Consider the following 16,808-nt stretch of genomic DNA (forward strand, 5'->3'; position numbering starts at 1 on the left):
TTACGCTTCCTTTAATACTTTTTCAGATTCATCACCGGCAACGGCGATGGTAGCAATCTCTTTGTCCGACTCGCGGAAGAAGACCATGAACAGTACGGCGATGACAGCAATCATTATCGCGCCAAAGCCCCACATCCCCGCCCAGTTAAAGGTCTGGCCGTTCACCGGCGAGGCGTAAGCAAACATTTTTTCCATCATTTTTCCGCCGAGGCTGTAGCCCAGCAGGCTGCCGAAGCCCTGGCAACAAAGGGTAATCAGCCCCTGCGCCGCGGTGCGCATATAGACCGGGGACTTTTTGTCCACGTAGATGTAGGCGGTGACGTAGTAGAAGTCGTAGCTCACGCCGTGCAGCAGAATGCCAAGGAACAGCAGGCCGTAGGTGAACAGGTGTGAGGCATCGCCGTAAACGAAGAAGCCGTAGCGAATGGCCGCGGTGATAAGCCCGAGCAGCAGAACCTTTTTAATACCAAAGCGCTTAGTGAAGAACGGCAGCGCCAGCATAAAGAAGATTTCGGAGAACTGGCCGAGGGTCATCCAGCCGGTGGCGTTGTGCATGCCCACTTCGGTCAGGTAGCCGTTGGCAAAGATGTAGTAAAACGCCAGCGGCATAGCAAACAGAAATGAACAGAAGAAGAAGACCAGGAAATTTTTATCCTTCAACAGCACGAGAGCGTCCAGGCCCAGCATCACCTTCAGGCTTAACTTCCCGGTGCTTTTTGGAGGTGTGTCTGGCAGGAAGAACGCGAAGAGGCCTAACACAACCGAGCTTAGGGCGGTAATCAGCAACGGCACGTTGGTCGGAGAGATATCGCTGAAGCCCATCATCTGCGGCAGGAAGCCGCACACAATCCCTGAGGCTATCCAGCCGATGGTGCCCATCACGCGAATGCGTGGGAAGTCACGCTCCACGTCGTCGACGTTGGAAAACGCAATGCTGTTGGTGAGCGCGATGGTCGGCATATAGGTGAGCGAGTAGGCCAGCAGCAGCGGGAAGAAGTAGACAAACTCCGTTTGCTGAGCAGCCAGGTACATCAGTCCGGCACCGACAAACATCAGCAGCGCCAGCACTTTCTGGGCGGCAAAGAAACGGTCGGTGAGGGAGCCGACCAGAATAGGCGACAGGATAGCAGCGATGGCGGTGCAGGCGTAAGACCAGCCGATTTCACCGGCGGTAAAACCACTTTTGTTGAGGAACAGCCACAGGGGGACAAACCAGGCCCCCCAGATGAACCACTCGATAAACATCATGAACGAAAGGCTAATCGTTGTACGTTTCATGCTCAGGACCTTCATGACAGGTGTAGGGTGTGCCTTAACCATACCAATGAATAATACCTTTTAAATACCTTTGCGTCGATTATATGATCGCCGTTGCAAAAATAACCTTTCCGGCCACCTGGCTTTACGCCTGAAAAGGGTGCAAAAGTGCGCCCGGACTGGCGGATCCTCGTGGTCGGGACCATGATTAGTGCTGCCCGGTTTTTTGACCCGGCAGAACAGGATTATTTATGCGCAGCGGGCAGGGTGCTCGCTGCCCTTACGGGAGCGTATTATGACTGATATTGCGCAGTTGCTTGGCAAAGATGCCGACGGCTTGTTACAGCATCGTTGTATGACTATTCCGGCAGATCAGCTTTATCTGCCCGGCTCGGACTATGTTGACAGGGTAATGGTCGACAATAACCGCCCGCCAGCGGTGCTGCGAAACATGCAGACGCTGTACAATACAGGGCGTCTGGCCGGCACCGGCTACCTCTCTATTCTTCCAGTGGATCAGGGGGTTGAGCATTCGGCGGGCGCATCGTTTGCCGCGAATCCGCTGTACTTCGACCCAAAAAATATCGTTGAGCTGGCCATCGAGGCGGGCTGTAACTGCGTGGCCTCTACCTATGGCGTGCTGGCTTCGGTATCTCGCCGCTATGCCCACCGCATTCCGTTCCTGGTTAAGCTTAACCACAACGAAACGCTCAGCTACCCAACCACCTACGACCAGACTCTGTACGCCAGCGTCGAGCAGGCCTTCAATATGGGTGCCGTGGCGGTCGGGGCGACCATTTATTTTGGTTCGCCTGAATCTCGTCGCCAGATTGAAGAGATCTCCGCCGCCTTCGAGCGTGCGCACGAGCTTGGCCTGGTGACCGTGCTTTGGGCCTATCTGCGTAACTCTGCTTTCAAGAAAGATGGGGTGGATTACCACGTCAGCGCCGACTTAACCGGCCAGGCCAACCACCTTGCGGCGACTATCGGCGCCGATATAGTGAAGCAGAAAATGGCTGAGAATAACGGCGGCTATAAAGCGGTGAACTTCGGCTATACCGATGACAAGGTTTACAGCAAGCTGACCACCGACAACCCTATCGATCTTGTGCGTTACCAGCTGGCCAACTGCTATATGGGCCGAGCCGGACTAATTAACTCCGGCGGTGCCGCAGGCGGTGAAACCGACCTGGCAGATGCGGTGCGCACGGCGGTGATTAACAAACGTGCGGGCGGCATGGGGCTTATTCTGGGACGTAAAGCGTTCAAGAAATCGATGGTGGAGGGCGTGAAGCTGATTAACGCCGTGCAGGATGTTTACCTGAACGAGAAAGTGACCATCGCGTAAACGCTATTGCGTAAGTTCATGGCCCCCGATTTTTGGGGGCTTTTTTATACCCGTTTTTCTGCGGTTGGCTTACCCCAGCAGCGGGCAGTTTGGCGGTAGGCGACAGTCCAGCGCATTGGGGATGATTTCAATGCGGAAATGCCTTCCGCTTAGCGGCTCTCCGTCGAGGTTAAAGGTGATATCGTGCGGGGCAGAAATCTCGAACCAGGCCGATTTGCCTTCAATCACATTCGGGTTCTCACCCGGATTCGTCAGGGTGGTCAGCAGAGCAGGAAGCAGGTCTTCACTGGTAAAAATTCGCAGCTCAAGCAACCCGTCGTTGATCAGGGCCTCCGGGCAAAGCTGTTGCCCGCCACCGGCCTGGCGACCGTTACCGATGCCTATCACCAGCGCATCTCCCTGCCAGCTAAAATCCTCCCCGCGAATATGACAGCGATCGGGTTTCAGCTTATCCATGCGCATCAGGCCGTGAATTAAATATGAGACGCCGCCGAGCGCGGCTTTGAGTTTTTCCGGCGTTTCCGTCGTGATGCGTGTACCAAATCCGCCGGTCGCCATGTTAATGAAAAAGGCATCCTCGTTTACCTGCACCAGATCGATGCTGGTGGCTTTACCGAGCAGAGCGAGGCGCAGCGCTTTTTCAAAATCTTCCGGGATGCCTACGCTGGTGGCAAAGTCGTTGGCCGTGCCTAGCGGCAAAATGCCCAGAGCCGGGCGGCTCGCAGGAGGCACTTTTGCAAGGCAGGTGGCAACTTCATTGATCGTACCGTCACCGCCTCCGGCGACGACCGTATCTGCGCCAAGGCTGAGGGCTTCTTCGATGTAGCGCTCGGCGTCTCCCTTTTCCCAGGTTACGCGAATGTGCAGCGTGTAACCTTCCTGGCGAAGAAGGTGTACAGCCTCTCGCAGTAGCGGGTGACCGGCGCCCTTGCCGTTTAGAATCACAAACGAAAGCGGGGATGTCTCCATGACTTACCTCAGAAAAATGAGCATTATCAAAGTGTAGAGCAAAGCGGCGGCAGGGGAGTAAGAACTGGCTGAATCCGCAGAAAAAAGAAAGCCTGCGCAAGGGAGATTGCGCAGGCCAAGGAGGTGGTTCCTGGTACAGCTAGCATTTATGGGTTATGTTTTTCAGCACGCGGATAATAACGCCATCCTGTGTAACCGTATGTGATCGGTTTCTAAGAATGATCCTGGCACGGGAAAATAACCCTGATTCACTAGTTTGTGTGCGGTTTACGGCTTGTCTGACCAGAGAGATTGCGCATCAGCAGCGCATAATCCAGCGCTATCTCCTGAGGTACAGGCATCCATACGGTATGGCCGTCGCCCGGCGCCACTTCCACCGGCTCAGCCTTGCTGTTCTCGAGCTTCTCCAGCGTAAAGGTGATGTTGCCCTGCGGGGTCATCATCTCCAGGCTGTCGCCCAGCAGAAACTTGTTTTTCACCGCAACTGCGGCCAGGTCCCCGCGGCGTTCGCCGGTAAATTCGCCCACAAACTGCTGGCTTTCGGAAACGGAGTGTCCGTACTCATAGTTCTGGTGGCTGTCGTGCGTGTGACGGCGCAGGAAACCTTCGGTATAGCCACGGTGCGCCAGGCCTTCCAGCGTTTGCAGCAGCGTTGGGTCAAACGGCTTGCCTGCGGCGGCATCGTCAATCGCGCGGCGATAGACCTGAGCCGTGCGTGCGCAGTAGTAGTAGGACTTGGTGCGGCCTTCGATTTTCAGCGAGTGTACGCCCATTCGGGTCAGGCGTTCTACGTGCTCAATGGCACGAAGATCCTTGGAGTTCATGATGTAGGTGCCGTGCTCATCTTCAAAGGCGGTCATGTATTCGCCCGGACGTTTGGCTTCTTCCACCATAAACACTTTATCCGTTGGGGCGCCGACGCCAAGGGTAGGTTCGACATTTTGCACCGGAATAGGCTCATGCACGTGAACGATGTTCCCGATGTCGTCCTCTTTGCCTTCCTGAACTTTATATTCCCAACGGCAGGCGTTGGTGCAGGTCCCCTGGTTAGGATCTCGCTTGTTAATATAGCCGGAGAGCAGGCAGCGGCCGGAGTACGCCATGCACAGCGCGCCGTGAACGAAGATCTCCAGCTCCATTTCCGGAACCTGCTCGCGGATTTCGGCGATTTCTTCCAGCGAAAGTTCGCGGGAGAGGATGACGCGAGTAAGTCCCATTTGTTTCCAGAACTTCACGGTAGCCCAGTTGACGGCATTAGCCTGTACGGAAAGGTGAACGTCCATCTGCGGGAATGCTTCGCGCACCATCATGATAAGGCCAGGGTCGGACATAATCAGCGCATCCGGGCCCATATCAATGACCGGCTTAAGATCGCGGATAAAGGTTTTCAGCTTGGCGTTGTGCGGGGCAATATTCACCACCACGTAGAATTTTTTACCCAGCGCATGGGCTTCGTTGATCCCGAGCTGGAGATTTTCGTGGTTGAATTCGTTATTGCGCACGCGCAGAGAGTAGCGAGGCTGGCCCGCGTAAACGGCATCAGCGCCGTAAGCGAAGGCGTAACGCATATTTTTCAGCGTTCCCGCCGGGGAAAGGAGTTCTGGTTTAAACATGAAATTCTCGGTCTGATATCAGGTCAGAACCGCCCCACCTTGTGGAGCGGTTAAAGTCGAGTGGATTACCACAATTTAAGGGCGGGAATTGTAGCGCCGTGAGGCGGGGGAGTAAACCGTCTTGCGGAATCAGGCGGTAAACGGGATGCCGACAAAAAGGATCGACGCGAAGGCAATATTCTCCGTGTACTCTTTCAGCGCTTCGGTATTTTCTTTGAAATGTGAGATGAACATGTCGAGCGCAGCGGCTTCATCCGTCGCCGGTATCTCGAAGCCAATTTTTTTAAATCCGTCAGCGGCCAGCTGTTTTTTCTCTTCCTTACCAAGAGATGCCTTCGGGTAGATATTGAAGGCAATATCCCGGCTATAGAATACATACTTTTCCACGATGAACTCCTTGCGGGGAAGGCGCCGGTCAATGTTGAACGGCCTGTGTTCTATCGTAGAGTTTTTTTTGTTCTCTGAGCAGTCTACTAAAAGTAGTAGTTCTGAATGTGAGTTATATCACCCGGCCCGCGTCGGCCTCCCAGCGGTAACCCACCCCGTAAACGGCACGAATAAACGACTGATCGGCATCCAGCGCCTCAAGCTTGCGGCGCAGGTTTTTAATGTGGCTGTCGATGGTACGGTCGGTCACCACGCGGTAATCGTCGTACAGATGGTTCAGCAGCATTTCGCGGGAGAACACTTTTCCCGGCTCATGGGAAAGGGTTTTGAGCAGACGAAACTCAGCGGGCGTGAGATCCAGAAGCTTATCCCGCCAGATGGCCTGGAAACGCCCTTCATCAATGAGCAGCGCGCTTTCTTCTGTGCCGGAGGAGATAGCGATCTGACGTTTGCAGCGGCGCAGGATGGTTTTGACGCGGGCCACCACTTCACGCGGGCTGTAGGGTTTGCAAATATAGTCGTCGGCACCAATTTCCAGCCCCAGCAGGCGGTCTATCTCTTCAATCTTTGCCGTCACCATCACAATCGGCACTTCGGAGAAACGGCGAATCTCTTTGCACAGCGTCAGGCCGTCGGTGCCCGGGAGCATCAGATCCAGCAGAATAAGATCCGGCGGCGTCTGGCGAACAAACGGCAGTACCTCATCACCGTGGGTCAGCAGAACAGGGGCGTAGCTTGCGGCTCGCAGGTAGTCGATGAGCAACTGCCCAAGCTTAGGTTCATCTTCCACGATCAGGATGCGCGGCGTGCTTTCATCAATCGGTAGCTCGGTCATAGTGTCCTCGACGTTTCTGTTTCCAGAGGAAGTTCAACGGTAATGCTAACGCCACCAAAGCGAGAATGGGCGGCGGTTAGCGTTCCGCCATGGGCGGTCACGATATTCTGGCAAATAGACAGGCCGAGTCCCGATCCGCCGCTGGCACGGTTGCGGGAGCCTTCGGCCCGGTAGAACCTGTCAAACAGCTGGCCTAGCTGCTCGTCCGAGACGCCGGGCTCGCTGTCGTCAAAACTCATTACAAACTGCTGATTCACCACTTTGCCGCTGATCACCAGCTGACCGCCGCTGTCGGTGTAGCGCAGGCTATTTTCCAGCAGGTTGTTAAACAGCTGCATCAGGCGGTCTCCATCACCAAAAATAACGGCGGTGTCCGGCAGCGCGAGGCGTACCGTCAGGCCTCGTGAATCAAAACGGGATCGGAATGCGCCGGCAGCGACCTCAAGCAGCGTAATAATATCCAGCGATTTCTTCTGGTAGGCCAGCGCGCCTTCGTCCGACATGGAGAGCTGATGCAGGTCGTCGACCAGCTTGGTCAGGGTGGCGACCTCCATTTGCAGAGAGGTCACGGAGTCCGGCGTAAACTTCCGCACGCCGTCCTGAATCGCCTCCAGCTCGCCGCGCAGAACGGCCAGCGGCGTTCGCAGCTCGTGAGAAATGTCCGCCATATAGGCGCGGCGCATTTTATGGTTCTTTTCCAGCGTACTGGCGAGTTGGTTAAAGTCCTGAGCTAGCCGTCCCAGCTCATCCCGGCTGTCGACCGCAACCCGGGTAGTAAAGTCACCGGCAGCCAGCTTATGCGTTCCCTCAACCAGACGTTTTACCGGGGCCAGCAGGCCACGGGCGAGCAGGAAGGTTGCCGCCGCCGCGAGCAGGCTGGAGAGCGCGACGATTATCCAGCTGGTCCGCCGCTGCTGACGATCGAAGTTAATATCAGTATTACGCGTCAGGCGCTCAATGGGGGAGGCGATCACCCAGCCAACATCCTGACCGTTGACGTTAATCGCCCGGCGCATGCCCTCCCTGGGCAGTTGTTCCCGTGGACCAACCAGCACCTGGTTATTCTGATCGACGACCCAAAACTTGGTGCGCCAGCCGTGGGGAGGCAGCCCGTGCGCTTCGTCACCGTCGCGCTCAAACGAACGCAGGATCTGAAACACAAACCGATCGTTGTGGCGCAGAAAACGCCAGTCGCCGTGAAGGGCATACTGCTCGCCAAGCGCGTCGCTCAGCATCTCGATGCGCTGAACATTGCCACGCTTGATGTAGTCGATAAAGCCCCGTTCAAAGCTGAGCCGTACGCCCCAGTGCATGATCGCCAGCACCAGCAGGCAGGTAGAGAAAATCGCTAAAAACAACTTACCGGTAATACCGGAGCGCCAGAGTTTCATGTTTCGCTCCTTTTGCGACGGCTAATCAGCGCGTTTTCTGAACGATCGTTTGGGACGCGAGCAAACAGCAGCGCAGGAAGCGCAATCACCAGCGCCATGCAGAAATAGGTATACATAAAGATGCCGTGTGCCTGTTCATCGCCGGCCGGAAGCTGCTGGTGGCCGAACATGCCCAGCAGAAGCCCGGCCACGGTCACGCCTATACTCATCGAGAGCTGCATGACCATCGACAGCATACTGTTGCCGCCGCTGGCGAGCTCATCCGGCAGGTCTTTTAGCGTCAGGGTATTCATGGAGGAGAAGCGCATGGCGTTGACCATACCCTGTATAAACAGGACGACCGGCAGCAGCCAGAACCAGCCCATCAGGGCGGTTGCCATAAATATCAGCGTAATCAGCGCCAGGCCAAGCGTAGCGGCGACCAACACGTTGCGGTAGCCAAAGCGGTTAACCACCTGCACAACAATACGTTTCATGCCCATGCTGCCTAGCACCATCGGGACCATCATCAGCCCGGCGTGGAACGGCGAGAAACCTAATCCAATTTGCAGAAATACCGGCGTCATAAAAGGCAGCATCCCGCTACCGATGCGCCCGCAGAGGCTGCCCAGCAGGCCGAGTGAAAACGTTTTAGTATTAAACAAGTTGAGGTCGAACAGCGCGTTTGCGTTGCCGCGCGCATGCCACAGGTAGAGCAGGATGGCGATAACGCCGCCGAGGATCAGCAGCCCGAGCATTTCGCTGGAGATCCCAAGGCCCTTCTGACCATCCAGGGCAATCGTCAGCGCCGCCATGCCGAACGCCAGCATCAGGAAGCCGGAGATATCAAAGCGGCGGGTTTGCATGGTGTAGTTCGGCATCAGCCAGAGCGTGGCGATCGCCCCGACGATGCCGACGGGAATATTGATCAGGAATATCCAGTGCCAGGAGGCGTACTCTACCAGCACGCCGCCGAGCGCAGGGCCAAGCAGCGGGCCAACCTGGCCCGGGATCGTCACGAAGGTCATTGCCGCCATATACTGTGCCCGGGGCACGATTTTCATTACCGTCAGCCGCCCCACCGGCACCATCATTGCGCCGCCCACTCCCTGAACGACGCGGGCCAGCACCAGCTCATTGAGCGTGGCGGCATTGGAGCAAAACAGAGAGCCCAGGGTGAAAAGAATTATCGCCGTGAAGAAGACATTGCGCACGCCCACTCTGTCCGCCAGCCAGCCGCTGGCCGGAAGCATCACCGCGACCGTTAAAACGTAGGCCACCACTACCGAGTGCATATGCAGCGGGCTGACGCCCAGGCTTTGCGCCATCGAGGGCAGGGCGGTGTTAACAATCGTGGTGTCCAGCGCCTGCATAAAGAAGCCAAAAGCGACAATCCATAACTGCCAGCGGACGGCGGTGGGCAAATCAGTCATACGGACAGAGCCTTACTTTCACGGGGCTTGCGGTTAAAACGCAATCTCAGTCGATCAAAGAACAGGTAAACCACCGGCGTGGTGTAGAGCGTCAGCAGCTGGCTCATTACCAGCCCGCCAACGATGGTGATTCCCAGCGGCTGGCGTAACTCTGCGCCATCACCGCTGGTCAGCACCAGCGGTAGCGCCCCAAACAGGGCGGCCAGCGTGGTCATCATAATCGGGCGGAAGCGCAGCAGGCAGGCCTGGAAAATAGCCTCTTCCGGCGTTAAATCGCCTTTCCGCTGCGCCTCTATCGCGAAGTCCACCATCATGATGGCGTTCTTCTTCACGATGCCGATCAGCAGCATGATACCGATTAGCGCAATCAGGCTGAAGGGGGCGCTGAAAAGTTCCAGCGCCAGCAGCGCCCCAACGCCCGCCGAAGGCAGCGTCGAGAGGATGGTCAGCGGGTGAACGTAGCTTTCATACAGCATGCCAAGCACGATATACACCGTAGCAATCGCCGCCAGAATCAGGATCACCTGCGAGTTCATGGTTTGCTGGAACACCTGTGCCGTACCGGCGTAGCTTCCGCGAACGCTGGACGGCACGCCCAGTGAGGTCATCGTCCTGTCGATGGCGTCACTGGCTTCGGAAAGCGAAACCCCATCCGGCAGGTTGAATGAGATGGTTGACGCTGCGGAAAGCCCCTGATGATTGACCGACAGCGGCGCGTTTGCCGGCTGCCATTTGGCAAAATAGGAGAGGGGAATGGATTTACCTTCGCTGTTGATCACGAACATCTGGTTTAGGGCGCTGATATCCTGGGTATAGCGCGGGTCAACCTCCATCACCACTTTGTACTGGTTTAACGGCTGATAGATGGTGGAAATCTGCCGTTGACCAAAGGCGTTGTTGAGCAGGTTGTTGGCATCGGAAACGCTGATCCCCAGTCGCGACATGGTTTCGCGGTCATAAATCAGATCCATTTCCGAGCCATTGTCCTGCTGGTCAGAGTTAACGTCCGCCAGCTCCGGCAGCGCCGCCAGCGCCTTACGAATTTTAGGTTCCCACTCGCGCAGGGCGCTTAAATCATCCGAAAGCAGAGTGTACTGGTAGCTGGCGTTGGCCTGGCGGCCGCCGACGCGAATATCCTGCACCGCCATCAGGTAGAGGTTGGCTCCTGGCTCTTTGGCGAGTTTGCCACGTAACCGGTCAATGACCTGCTGGGCGGTTTCGCTGCGTTCACTCAGTGGCTTAAGCGAGATAAACATCATGCCGCTGTTAACCCTGGAGCCGCCGGTAAAGCCGGTGACGTTGTCGACCGCCGGGTCTTCACGAATGATCTTCATAAAGTCCTGCAGCTTGCCGCGCATCGCCTGGAAAGAGATGCTCTGGTCGGCCTGAATGTTGCCCATCAGCCTGCCGGTGTCCTGCTCCGGGAAGAAGGTTTTCGGGATCGAGATATAGAGCCAAATGCTCAGGGCTATCGTGCCCAGCAGCACCACGCCCACCAGTCGGGTATGGTTCAACACCCATTTTAGCGAGCGGGCATAGCCGCCCTGCATGGCGATCAGCAGGCGGCCAAAGCCACGGTTTTTGTTTCTCTTTTCCGGTGGCCTGCTCTTCAGCAGCCAGCCGCACATCATTGGCGTCAGCGTGAGCGACACCACCAGCGAGATCCCGATAGCCACCGAAAGCGTGACCGCGAATTCGCGGAACAGACGCCCCGGCAGCCCTCCCATCAGCAGCAGCGGCAGGAAGACCGCCACCAGCGACAGGCTCATGGACAGCACGGTAAAACCTACCTCACGCACGCCCTGAAGCGCCGCCTGCAGCGGCTTCACGCCCGCCTCAAGGTGACGCGAAATGTTCTCCAGCACCACGATGGCGTCATCCACCACAAAGCCGGTGGCGATGGTCAGCGCCATCAGCGAAAGGTTATTCAGGCTGAAGCCACACAGATACATAGCGGCAAAGGTCCCGATCAGCGAAACCGGCACCGCCACCGCCGGAATAAAGGTCGCTCGCCCTGAGCGAAGGAACAGAAACACCACCAGAATCACCAGCGATACGGAGATCACCAGCGATTGTTCTACCTCGGCCAGCGAGGCGCGAATGGTTGGCGAGCGGTCCTGGGCCACCTGTAGATCTATGGACGCCGGAATGGTCTCTCGTAATTCGGGAATTTTGGCGCGAATACGGTCAACGGTTTCGATGATGTTCGCTTCCTGCGACTTGCGGATCATCAGTAAAATGGCCGGCTTAGCGTTGGTCATCCCGGCATTACGCACGTCCTGCACGCTGTCGGTAACGTTAGCGACATCCTGCAGCCGCACCGCCGAGCCGTTGTTGTAATGCACGATCAGCGGCATATAGTTCACCGCTTTTTTTAGCTCGTCGTTGGTCTGGATTTGCCAGCGGCGCGTGTCATCTTCCACCGCGCCCTGAGGGCTGCGAACATTGGCATTGCTGATGGCGGTGCGGACGGCATCAAGCGACACGCCCTGGTTAAACAGCGCCTGTGGATTGAGGTCGACCCTTACCGCCGGCAGAGAACTCCCGCCAACGTCAACGTCGCCTACTCCGTCAATCTGCGACACGGTTTGCGCTAGCTGCGTAGAGGCAAAGTCGTACAGCTCACCCTGCGACAGCGTGTCGGAGGTGAGCGTCAGAATCATGATCGGTGCATCGGACGGGTTGGCTTTGCGATAGGTTGGTCGCCCCGGCATACCGCTCGGCAGCAGGCTTTGGGCGGCGTTGATAGCGGCCTGCACGTCACGTGCAGCACCGTTGATGTCGCGGTCAAAATTGAACTCCAGAATAATACGCGTGCTGCCCAGCGAGCTGGACGAAGTCATCTCGTTGACTCCGGCAATGCGGCTAAGCGAGCGCTCCAGCGGCGTAGCCACGGAAGATGCCATGGTTTCCGGCGCTGCGCCCGGCAGCGAGGCGCTGACCATAATGACCGGGAAGTCTACCTGCGGCAGCGGGGCAACCGGCAGCAGGCGAAAACCCAGCACGCCGCACAGCGTAATGGCGACGGTCAATAAAATCGTCGCCACCGGGCGGTAAATGAAGAGCGCAAAGAACTTCACTTACGCCTCCTCCCGCTGTCTGCCAAAGCGACGGCTCGTGTAGTGTGACAGGCGGTCGAACAGCAGGTAAATCACCGGCGTGGTAAACAGCGTCAGCACCTGGCTGACCAGCAGGCCGCCGACCATGCCGATGCCCAGCGGGCGGCGAAGCTCTGCACCAACCCCGGTGGAAAGCATCAGCGGCAGCGCGCCCAGCAGCGCGGCAAGCGTGGTCATCAGAATCGGACGGAAGCGCAGCAGGCAGGCCTGATAAATCGCCTCGTAAGGGGCCATACCCTGTTCCCGCTCGGCGGCCAGCGCAAAATCGATCATCATGATTGCATTCTTCTTCACGATGCCGATAAGCAAAATGATGCCGATGATGGCGATAACGTCCAGCTCGGCGCCCGCCAGCATCAGCGCAAGCAGCGCCCCAACGCCCGCCGTGGGCAGCGTCGACAGGATGGTGACCGGATGAATAAAGCTCTCATACAGCACGCCAAGCACGATATACATCGCCACGACCGAAGCAATGATCAGCCAGATGGTGTTGCCTAATGCGGCCTGGAAGGCGAGGGTGCTGCCCTGGAACTGAGTGGTGATATCGGACGGCATCGCCAGCGCTTTCTCCGCTGCGGCAATGGCATTTACCGCGTCGCCCAACGATTGATCTTCCGGCACGTTAAAGGAGAAGGTGGTGGACGGGAACTGGTCGAGGTGATTGATGGTGAGCGGGGCAAACCGCTGCTCGACCTTCGCAATCGCGCTTAGCGGAATACTGCCGCCGTCGCTGCTAACCAGGCGAATGTTGTTGAGCGCGGCAAGCCCTGGCGTGGTGCTGGTGTCATGTTCCAGTACCACCCGATACTGGTTTGCCTGAGTGTAAATGGTTGAAATCAGGCGCTGGCCAAAGGCGTTATAGAGCGCGCTGTCCACCGCCGACATCGTAATGCCGAGGCGGCTTGCGCTGTCGCGGTCGACGTTGACGTAGGCCATCAGCCCCTGATCCTGCCAGTCGCTGCTGATATCGGAGAGCTGCGGCAGTGCTTTCAGTTTATTTTCTAATTGCGGTACCCAGGTGCTCAGTTCGTCCAGAGAGGTCGCCTGCAAGGTGAACTGGTACTGAGTGCGGCTCACCGTGGTGTCGATAGTCAGATCTTGAATCGGCTGCAGATAGAGCTGGACGCCCGGCACGCCGGCGACATTCTGCTGTAGGCGGTCGATAACAACCGGGATCCGGTCGTCACGTTCGCTCAGCGGTTTGAGGTTAATTTGCAGACGGGCGCTGTTTAGCGAAGGGTTGGTGCCGTCGACGCCGATAAATGACGTCAGGCTCTCCACCGCCGGATCTTTCAGGATCACGTCCGCCACCTGCTGCTGACGCTGGGCCATACTGGCGAAGGAGACGGACTGCGGCGCCTGCAGGGTACCCTGAATAATGCCGTTATCCTGAATCGGGAAGAAACCTTTGGGGATAAATACCCACAGCACAACGGTCAGCGCCAGCGTGCCAAAGGCCACGCCAAGCGTCAGCCACGGATGGTTCAGCACCTTGCTTAGCAGGCGGCCATAGGCGGCGATGACGTTATCGAACATCTTTTCGCTGGCGCGAGAGAAACGGTTCTGCTTGCGCAGCGACTCGTGGCTCAGCATCCTCGCGCACATCATTGGCGTCAGGGTCAACGAGACGACGGCGGAGATCAAAATGGAGACCGCCAGGGTGACAGCAAATTCGCGGAACAGGCGCCCGACAATATCTCCCATAAACAGCAGCGGGATCAGCACGGCAATCAGCGAGAAGGTGAGGGAGATAATGGTAAAACCTATCTCTCCGGCGCCTTTTAGCGCGGCGGCCAGCGGCTTCTCGCCTTTTTCTATGTAGCGCGAGATATTCTCGATAACCACGATGGCGTCATCCACCACGAATCCGGTGGCGATGGTCAGCGCCATCAGCGTCAGGTTGTTGATCGAGAAATCGAGAAACACCATCACCGCGAATGTGCCGATCAGCGACAGCGGGACGGCGACGGCTGGAATGATGGTTGCCGGGACATTACGCAGGAACAGATAAATGATCATTACCACCAGCGCGATAGCCAGCATCAGTTCATGCTGGGTATCGGTGACGGAGGCGCGGATATTAGTGGTACGGTCGCTCAGCAGCTTTACCTCAACCGACTTCGGCAGGCTCTGGGTTAGCGTCGGCAGCATCTGACGGATGCTGTCTGCCGTGTCGATGATGTTGGCTCCGGGCTGGCGCTGCACGTTCATCACGATGGCCTGCTGTTTGTTGGCCCATGCGCCCAGCCAGCTGTTTTCCGCCCCTTGCTCAACGGTGGCGACATCGCCAAGGCGAATGGGGGCGCCGTTATGGTAAGCGATGATTAAATCGCGGTACTCCTGAGCAGATTTCATCTGATCGTTAGCAGAGAGCGTGACTGCGCGTTCCGGGCCGTCAAGACTCCCTTTGGCCGTGTTGACGTTGGCGCTGGTAATCGCGGTGCGAATGGTTTCGCTTGTCAGGCCAAGCGCGGCAATAGCGGGAGCATTCAGCTTAACGCGCACGGCAGGGCGCTGGCCGCCCGCAAGCGTGACGAGGCCTACGCCGGAAACCTGGGAAATTTTCTGCGCGACGCGAGTTTCCACCATGTCTTCAACCTGCGTCATTGGCAGGGCGCTGGAGGTCACGGCGAGCGTCAGGATCGGCGGATCGGCTGGGTTAACTTTGCTGTAAACCGGCGGGTTTGGCAGGTCGGTCGGCAGGAGGTTTGTGGCCGCGTTGATTGCCGCCTGGACCTCCTGCTCGGCAACGTCGAGCGCCAGCGTGAGCTGGAACTGCAGGGTGATAACGGAAGCGCCCCCGGCACTTTGCGAGGACATCTGTTTCAGACCCGACATTTGACCAAACTGGCGCTCAAGCGGGGCCGTTATCGCCGAGGTAATGACATCCGGGCTGGCGCCAGGATAGAGGGTGACAACCTGTATTGTCGGGTAGTCTACCTCTGGCAGCGCCGAAACAGGCAGAAAGCGATAGCCAATGATCCCCGCCAGCAGGATAGCCACCATCAATAGCGTGGTGGCAACAGGGCGAAGAATAAACAGGCGAGAGGGACCCCCCGTTGAGCCTGGCGGTAACACCTGCATCAGGATCGCGCTCCGTTATGTTTGTGGCCGGATTGAGTTTTATCTGCAGGTTTCACAGTGTCCGCAGCCGTATTGTGCGGCTCGACCACTTCAACCTGGGCACCTTCGGTGAGGCGATCGATCCCGTCGGTCACCACGCGATCGCCAGCGGATACCCCGGCGGTAATCACGACTTTTTGACTGTTCTGAATTCCCGGCGTGACCAGATGTTTGCTGACCTTGTTATCCCCGTTCAATATCCAGACGAAATGGCCTTCGTTGCCCATTTGCAGCGCCCCTGCCGGGATCACTACCGCATTCTGCTGGGTATCCACCAGCATGCGGGCATTCACAAACTGATTCGGGAACAGAGCATCATCCTGATTATCAAAGCGTGCCTTGAGCTTGATGGTGCCGGTGGTGGTGTCGATTTGGTTATCGAGGCTCAGCAATTTGCCGCCGCTGAGTTTTGTGGTATTGGTGCGGTCCCAGGCTTCAACGCTCAGCGTTTCACCGGCTTTCTGCGCTTTAATCACCGTGGCGATATCGTTTTCCGGCAGGGTGAAGACCAGGTCAATCGGGTGGGTTTGCGTCAGCACCACAATGCCGTTGGTGTCGCTGGTGGAGATCTGGTTGCCAATATCCACCTGCTTCAGGCCTACGCGGCCGTCGATTGGCGCGGTAACGCGGCTCCAGTCAAGCTGCAGCTGGGCGCTGGCCACGGCGGCTTCATCAGCTTTAACGGTGCCGAGAGAAGAGGCTACAAGCGATTGCTGAGTATCGAGATCCTGGCGAGAGACTAGGTTCGTTTTGACCAGTTGCTGATAGCGGGCGAGGTCGCGGCGAGCGTTGGCAAGCGTTGCCTGATCCTTAGCAAGCTGGCCCTGGGCCTGCGCGAGTGCAACTTTAAACTGGCTGGGGTCGATTTCTGCCAGTAAATCACCGGCTTTTACCTGCTGGCCTTCCTGGAAATGAATAGCAAGGAGCTGCCCATCCACGCGGCTGCGCACGGTCACGGTATTCGCTGCGGTGATGGTGCCAAGGCCTGTTAAGTAATGCGGCACGGCTTCACTGGTTGCCGTTGCGGCCTGGACCGGCGCCAGCGCGCCGCCGCGCATTCCGCGCCGGCCGCTCTGGGTTGATGCCTGGCCCGCTTTAGCCTGTGGCTGGCTACCAGAGGAAGAATTTTGGTTTCTCCATAACCAGACGGCGGCAATCACCGCCAGAATAAATGCTGCAATCCACCACCAGCGAGAAGTCTGTTTGCCTTTCATAGATGACGTGTTCTCTTCCTGAAACGATTCACGGCTAATGTTACTAGTTTAGTAACCAATAGCCTCGTAATGATGGAGGAAATATGAAGTACTGTCAGATTAGCAACATATCGCGAATGAGTGCTGTTTTAGTGGCCAAA

Annotated in this window: 11 protein-coding genes; 1 reads left to right on the plus strand and 10 read right to left on the minus strand. The window is 57.2% G+C overall.

The window, feature by feature from the left end:
- Complete coding sequence (locus tag EL098_RS07235) at window positions 1-1,293, minus strand: nucleoside permease (protein ID WP_126358377.1); 1,293 nt, start codon at window positions 1,291-1,293, stop codon at window positions 1-3.
- 259 nt (window positions 1,294-1,552) lie between these two features.
- Here EL098_RS07235 and fbaB point away from each other — a divergent pair, with 259 nt between their 5' ends.
- On the plus strand, window positions 1,553-2,605 hold the full coding sequence (fbaB, locus tag EL098_RS07240; protein WP_126355616.1) for a class I fructose-bisphosphate aldolase: 1,053 nt from the start codon (window positions 1,553-1,555) through the stop codon (window positions 2,603-2,605).
- 69 nt (window positions 2,606-2,674) lie between these two features.
- Here the strand turns inward: fbaB and yegS are convergent, their stop codons facing one another.
- The 9 genes from yegS to EL098_RS07285 form a co-directional block, all read right to left on the minus strand.
- Complete coding sequence (gene yegS / locus EL098_RS07245; RefSeq protein WP_126355617.1) at window positions 2,675-3,574, minus strand: lipid kinase YegS; 900 nt, start codon at window positions 3,572-3,574, stop codon at window positions 2,675-2,677.
- A gap of 251 nt (window positions 3,575-3,825) precedes the next feature.
- Window positions 3,826-5,187: a prephenate-dependent tRNA uridine(34) hydroxylase TrhP gene (gene trhP, locus EL098_RS07250; protein WP_126355618.1), complete on the minus strand. Its 1,362-nt coding sequence runs from the start codon at window positions 5,185-5,187 to the stop codon at window positions 3,826-3,828.
- 129 nt (window positions 5,188-5,316) lie between these two features.
- Window positions 5,317-5,574, minus strand: coding sequence for a hypothetical protein (locus EL098_RS07255; RefSeq protein ID WP_126355619.1), 258 nt, complete (start codon window positions 5,572-5,574; stop codon window positions 5,317-5,319).
- Between the two features lie 112 nt (window positions 5,575-5,686).
- The gene (baeR, locus tag EL098_RS07260; protein WP_126355620.1) at window positions 5,687-6,409 is read right to left on the minus strand and encodes an envelope stress response regulator BaeR; all 723 of its coding nucleotides are present in this window, start codon (window positions 6,407-6,409) and stop codon (window positions 5,687-5,689) included.
- Complete coding sequence (gene baeS / locus EL098_RS07265; protein WP_126355621.1) at window positions 6,406-7,800, minus strand: envelope stress sensor histidine kinase BaeS; 1,395 nt, start codon at window positions 7,798-7,800, stop codon at window positions 6,406-6,408. The genes baeR and baeS overlap by 4 nt, the downstream gene beginning before the upstream one ends.
- Window positions 7,797-9,212 carry an MFS transporter gene (gene mdtD, locus EL098_RS07270; RefSeq protein WP_126355622.1) on the minus strand — a complete coding sequence of 472 codons (1,416 nt, stop codon included), beginning with the start codon at window positions 9,210-9,212 and terminating at the stop codon, window positions 7,797-7,799. Before mdtD ends, baeS begins: the two co-directional genes overlap by 4 nt.
- Window positions 9,209-12,292, minus strand: coding sequence for a multidrug efflux RND transporter permease subunit MdtC (gene mdtC, locus EL098_RS07275; protein WP_126355623.1), 3,084 nt, complete (start codon window positions 12,290-12,292; stop codon window positions 9,209-9,211). The genes mdtD and mdtC overlap by 4 nt, the downstream gene beginning before the upstream one ends.
- Window positions 12,293-15,415, minus strand: a complete 3,123-nt coding sequence (locus tag EL098_RS07280) for an MdtB/MuxB family multidrug efflux RND transporter permease subunit (RefSeq protein ID WP_126355624.1) — start codon at window positions 15,413-15,415, stop codon at window positions 12,293-12,295.
- Window positions 15,415-16,668 (minus strand): MdtA/MuxA family multidrug efflux RND transporter periplasmic adaptor subunit, encoded by a 1,254-nt coding sequence (locus EL098_RS07285; RefSeq protein ID WP_126355625.1) that lies wholly within the window; start codon window positions 16,666-16,668, stop codon window positions 15,415-15,417. Before EL098_RS07285 ends, EL098_RS07280 begins: the two co-directional genes overlap by 1 nt.
- Window positions 16,669-16,808: the final 140 nt, after the last annotated feature.

It is taken from the genome of Cedecea lapagei, assembly GCF_900635955.1.
GTDB lineage: Bacteria > Pseudomonadota > Gammaproteobacteria > Enterobacterales > Enterobacteriaceae > Cedecea > Cedecea lapagei.

Bases quoted from the DNA above. Each gene is read 5' to 3' on its own strand.
- fbaB (WP_126355616.1), top strand. From the start codon at position 1,553: ATGACTGATATTGCGCAGTTGCTTGGCAAAGATGCCGACGGCTTGTTA.
- yegS (WP_126355617.1), bottom strand. From the start codon at position 3,574: ATGGAGACATCCCCGCTTTCGTTTGTGATTCTAAACGGCAAGGGCGCC.
- EL098_RS07280 (WP_126355624.1), bottom strand. From the start codon at position 15,415: ATGCAGGTGTTACCGCCAGGCTCAACGGGGGGTCCCTCTCGCCTGTTT.
- baeR (WP_126355620.1), bottom strand. From the start codon at position 6,409: ATGACCGAGCTACCGATTGATGAAAGCACGCCGCGCATCCTGATCGTG.
- EL098_RS07235 (WP_126358377.1), bottom strand. From the start codon at position 1,293: ATGAAGGTCCTGAGCATGAAACGTACAACGATTAGCCTTTCGTTCATG.
- EL098_RS07285 (WP_126355625.1), bottom strand. From the start codon at position 16,668: ATGAAAGGCAAACAGACTTCTCGCTGGTGGTGGATTGCAGCATTTATT.
- baeS (WP_126355621.1), bottom strand. From the start codon at position 7,800: ATGAAACTCTGGCGCTCCGGTATTACCGGTAAGTTGTTTTTAGCGATT.
- trhP (WP_126355618.1), bottom strand. From the start codon at position 5,187: ATGTTTAAACCAGAACTCCTTTCCCCGGCGGGAACGCTGAAAAATATG.
- mdtD (WP_126355622.1), bottom strand. From the start codon at position 9,212: ATGACTGATTTGCCCACCGCCGTCCGCTGGCAGTTATGGATTGTCGCT.